The organism is Achromobacter sp. ACM01 (genome assembly GCF_014851745.1).
GTDB classification, from domain to species: domain Bacteria; phylum Pseudomonadota; class Gammaproteobacteria; order Burkholderiales; family Burkholderiaceae_B; genus Achromobacter; species Achromobacter aegrifaciens.
Genome location: NZ_JACVAF010000005.1, coordinates 435,658 through 445,716 on the forward strand (window position 1 = coordinate 435,658; position 10,059 = coordinate 445,716).

A 10,059-nucleotide genomic window follows, 5' to 3' on the forward strand; every position below is an offset into this window, starting at 1 on the left:
TCCACGTTGTCTAGCACCACCGCATCTACTTCCGCCCCGCTGCTGTCCGTGCGCGGCGTGTCGGTCGACTTCAATACCGAAAACGGCGTGTTCCGCGCCGTCGACAACCTGGATTTCGAGGTGCGCCCCGGCAGGACGCTGGCCATCGTCGGCGAATCGGGCTCGGGCAAGTCGGTCACGTCCATGGCCATCATGCGCCTGACGGACTACACCAACGGCCGCATCGCCACGGGACAGATCCTGTTCCGCGACAGCGCCGACCGCGAGATCGACCTGACCGCGGCTTCCGACGAAGACATGCGCGCCATCCGCGGCAACGACATCGCGATGATCTTCCAGGAGCCGATGACTTCGCTGAACCCGGTGTTCACCGTCGGCGACCAGATCGTCGAGGCCATCATGCTGCACCAGCAGCTGTCGCGCTCGGCCGCGCGCCAGGCGGCGCGCAAACTGCTGGAGAAGGTGCGCCTGCCGGACGCCGAACAGATGCTGGACCGCTACCCGCACCAGCTGTCGGGCGGCATGCGCCAGCGCGTGATGATCGCGATGGCGCTGTCGTGCCAGCCGCGCCTGCTGATCGCCGACGAGCCGACCACGGCCCTGGACGTCACCATCCAGGCGCAGATCCTGAACACCGTCCGCGAACTGCAGCGCGACCTGGGCACCGCAGTGATCTTCATCACCCATGACATGGGCGTGGTCGCGGAAATGGCCGACGACGTGGTGGTGATGCTGCGCGGCAAGAAGGTCGAGCAAGGCACCGTGGACGAGATCTTCAACGCGCCCAAGCATCCCTACACCCGCGCGTTGCTGGCGGCGGTGCCGCGCCTGGGCAGCCTGACGGGCCGCGACCTGCCGCTGCGCACGCCGCAGACCGTGCTGGAAGGCGACACGCTGCGCGAAGTGGGCGAGACGCGCGAGCAGGACACCGCGCGCTACGACGAGCCCGTGTTGCGCGTGGAAAAACTGACCACCCGCTTCGACGTGGGCCACAACTTCTTCGGCCGTGTCACGCATCGCGTGCACGCCGTCGAGGAAGTGAGCTTCGACGTCTATCCCGGCGAAACGCTGGCGCTGGTGGGCGAGTCCGGCAGCGGCAAGTCCACCATCGGCAAGACCTTGCAGCAGCTGGTGGCGCCGACCTCGGGCGCCGTGCGCTACAACGGCCAGGACATTTTCTCGATGGACAGCGCCGGCCGCCAACGCCTGCGCCAGGAGATCCAGTACATCTTCCAGGATCCCTACGCCTCGCTGGATCCGCGCAAGACGGTGGCGTTCAGCATCGCGGAACCGATCCGCACGCACGGCCTGTTGACCAGCGAGGACGCCATTGCCCGCCGCATCGGCGAACTGCTGGAGCAGGTCGGCCTGAAGCCCGAACACGCCAAGCGCTACCCGCATGAATTTTCGGGCGGGCAGCGCCAGCGCGTTTGCATTGCGCGCGCGCTGGCCAGCAATCCCAAACTGATCATTGCGGACGAATCCGTGTCGGCGCTGGACGTGTCGATCCAGGCGCAGATCCTGAACCTGCTGATGGACCTGCAAAAGGACCGCGGCCTGTCCTATCTGTTCATCACGCACGACATGGCGGTGGTGGAGAAAGTCAGCCATCGCGTTGCGGTCCTGTACCTGGGCCAGATCGTCGAACTCGGCACCCGCCGCCAGATTTTCGAATCGCCGCAACACGCGTACACGAAGAAGCTGCTGGCCGCCGTGCCGGTGGCCGAGCCCGGCCGCCACATCGACACCTCGCTGATCGAAGGCGAGATTCCCAGCCCGGTACGGCGCGTCGGCGACGAACCCGCCATCATTCCCCTGGTTGAATTCGCGCCCGGCCACCAGGTGGCCCGCGCGGCTTGAGCCGCATATCCTTTTTCACGTCGGCCCGTCCGGCTTCCCGTTCCTGGAGTTGAACATGCTCTCCCTACGCAAAACCTACACCGCCACCGCCCTGGCTCTGGCGCTGGGCGGCGCGCTGCCCGCAGTCTTCACGAGCGCTCACGCCGCCGGCACGCTCAATGTCGCCATCAACCAGGACCCGGGCAGCTGGGACCCGATCGACACCTTCGTGACCTTCTGGGGTTCGGTGGGCAGCAATCTGTATGACGGCCTGACCATGCGCGGCGCCGACTTGAAGCTGCAGCCGGGGCTGGCCACCAGCTGGGAATACCTGGACGACAACAAGCGCCTGCGCTTCAAGCTGCGCGAAGGCGTCAAGTTCCACAACGGCGAACCCTTCAACGCCGAAGCCGTGAAGTTCACCTTTGAGCGTCTCTTGGGCGCGGAAGGCGCCAAGGGTCCGCAGAAGTCCAACTACGACTCGATCGGCGAGATCAAGGTGGTGGACGAATACACCGTGGACTTCATCCTGAAGCAGCCCGATCCGGTCCTGCTGACCAAGCTGGCCGGCTATGGCGCCATGATCGTGCCGCCCAAGTACATCAAGGAAAAGGGCGAAGACAACTTCAACACCAACCCGGTCGGCACCGGCCCGTTCAAGTTCGAAAGCTACCAGCCCAAGGTCAACGTGACGCTGGCGCGCAATGACGACTACTGGGGCGGCAAGCCCAAGCTGGACAAGGTGGTCTACCGCTTCATCGGCGAGCCGGGCACGCAAGTCGCCGAGCTGCAGGCTGGCCGCATCGACGTCGCCACCCTGATCCCGCTGGGCCTGATCGAAACCGTGAAGAAGTCCGGCAACGCCGATGTCATCTCCACCGGCGGCCCGGTCGCCTTCGCGCTGCGCTACAACACCAAGAGCGGCATCACGCAGAACCGCGACGTGCGCCGCGCGCTGATCATGGCCGTGGACCGCGACGCCATCGTCAAGCAACTGCTGCTGGGCCAGGCCAAGACCATCGCCAGCTTCCAGGGTCCGCAGTCCTTCGGCTACAACCCCGAGCAGAAGCCCCTGCCCTTCAACCCCGCCGAAGCCAAGAAGCTGCTGGCCGCCGCCGGCGTGAAGCCGGGCGCCACCGTGCAGATCGACGTCCGCGGCAGCGATTCGAACTTCCGCGAAGTGGCCCAGGCCGTGTCGGGCTATCTGCAAGGCGTGGGCGTGCGCGCCACGATCAAGCCGTATGAAACCGGCGTGCTGCTCAACGACATCATCCCCGGCGGCAAGACCGGCGAAATGTGGCAGAACCAGTGGGGCGGCTGGACCTACGACTACGACAACACGGCCTACCTGATGTACCACACGGGCCAGAAGTGGAACCCGTACGACAACGACGCCAAGCTCAACGGCATGCTGGAAGCGCAGCGCACGGTCTATGACGTGAAGAAGCGCGAAGCCATGCTGCAGGAGATCGCCGGCTACGTGGCCGACCAGGCGCTGGAAATGCCGCTGTACAGCCTGAACACGATCGTCGGGGTGAACAAGCGCGTGAAGGATCTGGAGGTTCCGGGCGACATCCGCTTCCGGTTCCTGAACGCCTCTGTGGAGTAGAGTAGGTCCCCCCCCCCGAAGCGCTACGCGCTTCCCCCCCAGGGGGGCATGCCTACGGACCGGCAGAGCCGGCTCCGTGGCATCCCGCTGGGGGAGGACCGGTTGCTATTGGCGTGATGACGCTATGAACAACCGGCACTTTTTTTGGAATGCTTTTGGCGCTGCCTTGAGGCATTAACCTTACCGACCCGTTCCGGCGCAAGCCGGGACGGCGATTTATGACCGGATTTCTCATCAAACGCGTGTTGCAGGCCGTCTTCGTGATTGTCGCGGTGACACTGCTCGTCTCCTATGCCGTGCGCCTGACCGGCGACCCTGCGCTGATGCTCAGCCAGGGCTCGGGCAGCGTCACCGAGCAGGACCTGGCCAATATCCGCCAGGCGCTGGGGCTGAACCGTCCCTTCTACGAGCAGTACCTGTCCTATATGCAGGGGCTGCTGCATGGCGATTTCGGCCGCAGCTTCATGGGTGGCACGTCGGTCGCCAAGCTGATCGGCGATGCGTTGCCCGCCACGCTGATGCTGGCGTTCACCTCGCTGCTGGCGTCGATCCTGATCTCGCTGCCGCTGGGCATCCAGGCCGCGATCAAGCGCGGCAAGACCACGGACCAGGCGATTCGCATCCTGTCGCTGGTGGGGCTGTCCTTTCCCAATTTCTGGCTGGCGCTGATGCTGGTGCTGCTGCTGTCGATCACCTTCCCGCTGTTGCCGCCGTCCGGCTGGAGCGGGCCGGCCAGCCTGGTGCTGCCGTCGCTGACGATGGCCATCATCCTCAGCGCCACCAACATCCGCCTGGTGCGCACCACCATGCTGGAAACGCTGTCGGCGCAATACATCATGGTGGCGCGCAGCAAGGGCCTGAAGGAACGCGTGGTGCTGTACAAGCACGCGCTGCGCAACTGCGCGATTCCGCTCATCACCTACCTGGGCCTGCAGTTCGGCGGCCTGATCGGCGGCATCGTGGTCATTGAAATGGTCTTCAACTGGCCCGGCCTGGGCACGCTGGCGTTCGACGCCATCTCCGGCCGCGACTACCCGGTGCTGCAGGGCACGGTCACCGTGCTGGCCTCCGTCATCGTCCTGGTCAACCTGATCGTCGACATCGCCTACGGCATCGTCGACCCCCGCATCCGCACGCGCTGAGCCTTATGCAGACTACTACCCCCACCGCCGCCGCTCCCAAGGCGGCCAAGCCCCGCAGCCGCTACCGCTCGCTGGAATTCGTGCTGGGCGCGCTGCTGACTGGCACCATGATCGTGCTGGTGCTGACCTCCGGCTGGCTGTTTCCCGACGGCGGCGAAGCCATGGACCTGGCCGCCCGCTTGATGGCTCCCTTTACCTCTGCGGCCCACCCCTTCGGCACCGACCCGCTGGGCCGCGACGTGCTGGCCCGCGTCATCGTCGGCGGCAAGATCTCGCTGACGGTGGGCTTCGCCTCGGTCGTCGGCGGCGCGCTGCTGGGCATCGTCATGGGCCTGATCGCCGGCTACTACCGCGGCTTCTGGGACATGATCGTCATGCGCTTTGCCGACGTGCAGCTGGCGCTGCCGTTCATCCTGGTGGCCATCACCTTCATCGCCATCCTGGGCGGCGGGCTGTTCAACGTCATCTTCTTCATGATCGTGTCGCAGTGGGTGCAATACGCGCGCCTGGTGCGCGCCCAGGTCCTGGCCCTGCGCGAGCGTGAGTTCGTGCTGGCCGCCCGCGCCTTCGGCGTGCGCGACCTGGCCATGATCCGCCACCACGTCGTGCCCAATCTGCTGGGTCCGCTGGTCATCCTGATGACGCTGAACGTCGCCAACAACATCCTGCTGGAAAGCAGCCTGACCTTCCTGGGCCTGGGCGTGGACCCCATGATCCCGAGCTGGGGCGGTATGCTTGCCGACGGCCGCACGTATATGCAGACGGCCTGGTGGGTCAGCGTCTTCCCGGGCCTGGCCATCATGCTGACGGTGCTGGGCCTGAACCTGCTGGGCGACTGGCTGCGCGACCGCCTGGATCCGACCGGCAAGGTCTGAAGCCGCCCCGGTCCGCCTGAAAGGAATATCGAGTATGTCTTTGCTGGAAAAAACATTCGACCGCACGCTGGACGCCTGGACCCACGCCTACATGGCGCCGGCCTGGCGCGGCGCGGTCGTGGAAGGCTGGCTGTTCGAAGGCGTGGAAGCGCGCCGCGCGGCCCAGGAACGCCTGGCGCAAGCCGGCGTCACGGCGCGCTTTCGCAGCGCCTACAAGCCGCTGCTGCACTACTTCCTGGAAGAGGTCGAGCGCGAAGGGCTGGCGTCCGTCGTGGTGCGCTATCCGCTGCACGAACATGCACAGGCCAAGCGCTTCACGCTGGAAGCCTACCCGCTCATCGCGCTGCTGCAAGGCGTGGACGTCGCCATGCAGCCCGGCGCCGATGACCTGCACTATGACGTCAGCCTGCGCTACGCCGATGGCCGCGAGCTCGATACCCGCGTCTATGCGCCCAACCAGGTCGGGTACGCCCAGGACGGCACGCCCGAACTGTCGCCCACCGGCTGGCTGCGCGTGCGCGACGCCGAAGGCGCGCTTCAGACCGATGCCGCCCAGGCCACCGAATACCAGCAGGCGTTCCGCGCCATCTTGGACACGGTGCGCAACCATGCCTGGGGCGCGCACGAGCCCTATTTCGAACGCCTGGAAATCCGCGTGGATCTGCCGGGCATCGACTTCGCCCTGCCGGTGGACGAGGAAATCGTCAGCACCTTCGAGGCGCTGCACGAAGACATCTATTTTTCGCTGCTGGAACATTTCCAGAAACACTCGGGCCGCCCGTCCGGCGACCGCGGCCTGCAACCCGGCCAGATCATTCCCGACATCCGCCGCCACGACGGCGCGGCGCGCGTGCAGATCTCGCTGGAGCATTTCGGCGCCCTGGCGCCCGTTGCGCCCGCGCCGCTGGCTGCACCGCTGACCCAGGCCCGCGAACCGCTGTCGGCAGGCCAGATCGCCAGCTGTATGGCGGCGTTCGGCGGAGACTCCTTCCAGGCCGTATCGCGCCAGGGCCGTCCGGTGCTGGGCACCTACCTGCGCGGCCCCGGTCCCGCGGTCTTCATTTCGGGCGCGCAGCACGCCAACGAAACCTCTGGCGTCGTCGGCGCCCTGCGCGCGGCGCAAACGCTGGCCGAGCGCGGCGACGCGCACTTCGCCCTGATCGCCGCCGAAAATCCCGATGGCTACGCGCTGTTCAACCGCCTGCGCGCGCACCACCCGCGCCACATGCTGCACGCCTCGCGCTACAGCGCGCTGGGCGACGACATCGCCTACCGCGAGCGCGCCCCGTTCTTCGAACGCGAAGGCCGCCACCAGGCGCATGCGATCAGCGGCGCGCAGCTGCACATCAACCTGCACGGCTATCCCGCCCATGAATGGACCCGGCCGCTGTCCGGCTACCTGCCTCGCCATTTCGAGCTGTGGACCATCCCCAAGGGCTTCTTCCTGGTGCTGCGCCATCACCCGGGCTGGGGCGACCGCGCCCGCCGCCTGATCGAGGGCGTTACCGCCAGGCTGGCCCGCACCGTTCCCGGCCTGGTCGAGTTCAATGCGCGACAACTTGAACTATTCCAGGCGCACGCGCTCGAAACCGGATTCGACGTGCTTAACGGCATCCCGGTGCAGATCAGCGAAAGCGACCGCGAAGACCTGCCCATGGCGTTGATTTCCGAGTTTCCGGATGAAACCGTCTACGGCGAGCGCTTCGTTTTCGCGCATACTGTGCAGATGGAAACCGTCCTGGCGGCGACCGAGCTCTACCGCGCAGGGCTCTAGCGGCAAAAAGACCGGCGTAGCCAAGGACCGCGCCGGCACCCGACCTGTAAAACCATTAGAAAAATGAATATCCGAGAACGCAACCACGGCGATGACCTGGCCCTGGTGGACATCTGGCTCCGTTCGGTACGCGCCACCCACACGTTCCTGACGGAAAAGGAAATCCAGGCCATGTACCCGCAGGTGCTCAATACCGACCTGCCTTCGGTGCGGGTCTGGGTCTGTGAGGACGATGCCGGCGAAGTCGCTGGCTTCATGGGCCTGAACGGCAACAAGGTCCAGATGCTGTTCGTGGATGCCAACAAGCGCGGCAAGGGAGCTGGCCGGCGCCTGCTGAACTTCGCGCGCTCGCTGCACGGCACCCTGGTGGTGGACGTCAACGAACAAAATCCCCAGGCCCACGGCTTCTACAAGCACTACGGGTTCGAGGACGTGGGCCGCTCGGAGCACGACGACGCGGGTCGCCCTCGTCCCATCATCCACATGAAGCTGGCGGGCTGACGCCTGCCCGCCCCGCCAGGCGCCTAGCCTTTGGATTGCTCCGGATGCCTGGCCCGCCAGGCTTTCAGCGCTTCCCGGTAATCGTCCATGGCTTCGTTGTAGGTGTCATAGACACAGGGGATGCAGCCGCTGTTGCAACACTCTTCGGGTTCGGGCGCGACGGGCGGAACGGGTTGCGGGTCGTCGTCGGGGATCTGCTTGGTGCTCATACCCGAATCTTAGCGCCGATGCCCTGCGCCAGCCGCCGCGTCCGCCTCTGGCAGCGGCCATTCGGCGCGGCGGATTTCGTAGCGACGCTTGCCAGCGCCGCCCGCTCCCGCGCCGCCGATCTGGCGCATGCCGCATTTTTCCAGCACCCGGCAGGACGCGGCATTCTCTTCCAGCGCCACGGCCGACAGCGCCTCGACCGGCAAGCGCCCGAATCCCAACGACAGCAGCGCCTGGGCGATTTCGGTGGCATATCCCATGCCCCAGCTCGCGGGGAGGAAGGCATAGGCGACCTCGACCTCGTCGCAGCCCCGCGACTGGGTGCGCTTCAAGCCCGCGCGGCCCGCCAGCGCGCCGCTGGCGCGGTCGGCCAGCACATACATGCCGTAGCCCAGCTCGGCCCAATGCTCGACGTTCTGCAACAGATAGCGGCGGCTGGCCGAGTCCGTCCGGGTGCCGCCCATGGTGGCCATGAGGCGCTCGTCCGCATGCATCGCGGCAATGAAGGAAAAATCAGTTTCGTCCATGCGCCGGGCTTGCAGCCGGGCGGTCTGGAAAGTGTCGGGGAGCAGTGCGGTGGACATGGCGGGCGGAAGGAATGGCGTGACGGAAATGATACCGGCGGACGGCCCGCCGGCCCATCGTCCAACGGACGAATCCCCCGGGCCGAGGCCGGCCCCGGGGCGTGGCTTTCAACTGCGGTGCACGTCCGCGAACGCGATGCTCTCGTACTGGTCCGCCAGGGCCGCGGCGTTTTCACCGTAGCCCTGCGTGCCGGAAGCCCCTGTCATTGCTGGGCTGCCGGCCGAGCCTGGATCGCCGCGGGCGGCCAGGTGGCCTTGATGGCGTCGTAGATGCGCTTGCCCACGCGGCCGTCTTCCGGCAGCTTGCGCTTGACCTGTTCTTCGCGCACGGCATCGCGGGTCTTGCTGCCCGGAATGCCGTCGGCCACGCCTACGTCATAGCCCAGGCCGTAGAGCATCTCCTGGAGCTCCTTGATCTGCGCGCGCGACAGGCCGGGGTCGTCCGTGGGCCAGGCCGCGACGAGATCCGGACCGCCTTGCAGGCGATTGAGCAGCATCGACACCGCCAAGCCATAGCGGCGCGACTGGTTGTAATGCAGGATGGCGTCGAAATTCACGGTCGCCAGGAACACCGGGCCAGCGGAACCCGTGGGCGCGAACAGATAGGCCTGCTCCTCGTTGCCCGACGCCAACTTCAAGGCCGAGCCGTTGCCCTGCTTCACGCCGGCCTGGGCCCACTGGGCTATCGTGCGGCGGTCCTGCGAGCCCACGTATTCGGCTTCGGGCGAGGCCGGAATGGCAGAGGCCAGCTCGGCCGGCACACGCACTTCGATCACGGCGGGCAGGCTGTGCGTCCACTTGGCGCGGCGCTTGCGCAGGTGATTGGCGGTCGACGCCAACGCGTCGGGCAGCGAGTTGTAGAGATCGATCTTGCCGTTGCCGTCGCCATCGGCGGCCAGTTCATAGAACGAGGTCGGGATGAACTGCGTCATGCCGAAGGCGCCGCTCCAGGAACCGACGAAGCTGTCCGCCGGCACCACGCCGTCGCGCAGCAGGCGCACCGAGGCGTAGGCGTTCTTTTCCCACAGCGACTTGTTCTCGGTGCAGGCGCGCGTCAGCCAGGCGTCCAGCACATTGGTCCTGCCGACCTGGCGGCCGTAGTTGGTCTCGATGCCGAAGATCGCGACCAGCGTGGCCGGATCCACCTGGTATTGCTGGCTGATGGCCGACAGTTGCGGACCATACTTGGCGAGCACCCCCAGGCCGTCGCGCACGCGCTCTTCGTCCACGGTCTTGGCGATGTAGTCCCACCAGGCCTCGCGCCCCTCGGGCTGGCCCTTGGCCGATGCGACCGTGGTGGGCAGCAGCTTGGCGTTGGCGGTGTATTTGTCCCAATCGGCCACGGTCAGGCCGTTGGCCGTGGCGCCCTTGCGCAGCTTGGCGATGCAGGCCTTGGTGTCGAGTTCGGTCGGGATGATGACCGTGGGCGCGGGGGTGGCGGTGGCGGCGGGCGCCGCGGTGGCAGCCGGCGCAGCCGTTGCGGCAGGCGCAGCGGTCGCCGCCGGGACGGCAGCGGCCGGAGCCGCCG

9 protein-coding genes are annotated in these 10,059 nt (G+C 66.6%); 6 read left to right on the forward strand and 3 right to left on the reverse strand.

Annotated elements, in window-relative coordinates:
• Nucleotides 1–6: 6 nt before the first annotated feature.
• The 6 genes from IB268_RS24775 to IB268_RS24800 all read left to right on the forward strand — a co-directional run bounded on the left by IB268_RS24775 (nucleotide 7) and on the right by IB268_RS24800 (nucleotide 7,740).
• Entirely contained in the window at nucleotides 7–1,860 is a 1,854-nt protein-coding gene (locus tag IB268_RS24775; RefSeq protein WP_119449933.1) for a dipeptide ABC transporter ATP-binding protein, read from the forward strand.
• Nucleotides 1,861–1,915: 55 nt separating this feature from the next.
• Complete coding sequence (locus tag IB268_RS24780) at nucleotides 1,916–3,448, forward strand: ABC transporter substrate-binding protein (protein ID WP_192354944.1); 1,533 nt, start codon at nucleotides 1,916–1,918, stop codon at nucleotides 3,446–3,448.
• 218 nt (nucleotides 3,449–3,666) lie between these two features.
• A complete protein-coding gene (locus tag IB268_RS24785; RefSeq protein ID WP_054452620.1) occupies nucleotides 3,667–4,590 on the forward strand; it encodes an ABC transporter permease in 924 nt (307 codons plus the stop codon).
• Nucleotides 4,591–4,595: 5 nt separating this feature from the next.
• On the forward strand, nucleotides 4,596–5,465 hold the full coding sequence (locus IB268_RS24790; protein WP_192354945.1) for an ABC transporter permease: 870 nt from the start codon (nucleotides 4,596–4,598) through the stop codon (nucleotides 5,463–5,465).
• A 34-nt stretch (nucleotides 5,466–5,499) separates the two neighbouring features.
• On the forward strand, nucleotides 5,500–7,239 hold the full coding sequence (locus IB268_RS24795; RefSeq protein WP_192354946.1) for a peptidase M14: 1,740 nt from the start codon (nucleotides 5,500–5,502) through the stop codon (nucleotides 7,237–7,239).
• A 63-nt stretch (nucleotides 7,240–7,302) separates the two neighbouring features.
• A complete protein-coding gene (locus tag IB268_RS24800) occupies nucleotides 7,303–7,740 on the forward strand; it encodes an acetyltransferase (RefSeq protein WP_054452633.1) in 438 nt (145 codons plus the stop codon).
• A 23-nt stretch (nucleotides 7,741–7,763) separates the two neighbouring features.
• Here the strand turns inward: IB268_RS24800 and IB268_RS24805 are convergent, their stop codons facing one another.
• From IB268_RS24805 to IB268_RS24820, 3 genes are all read right to left on the reverse strand, one after another.
• Complete coding sequence (locus IB268_RS24805) at nucleotides 7,764–7,949, reverse strand: oxidoreductase-like domain-containing protein (protein WP_054452636.1); 186 nt, start codon at nucleotides 7,947–7,949, stop codon at nucleotides 7,764–7,766.
• A gap of 9 nt (nucleotides 7,950–7,958) precedes the next feature.
• Nucleotides 7,959–8,531, reverse strand: coding sequence for a GNAT family N-acetyltransferase (locus IB268_RS24810; RefSeq protein WP_192354947.1), 573 nt, complete (start codon nucleotides 8,529–8,531; stop codon nucleotides 7,959–7,961).
• A gap of 203 nt (nucleotides 8,532–8,734) precedes the next feature.
• Nucleotides 8,735–10,059: lytic murein transglycosylase (locus IB268_RS24820; protein WP_192354948.1), on the reverse strand; the 1,325-nt coding region annotated here is incomplete at its 5' end.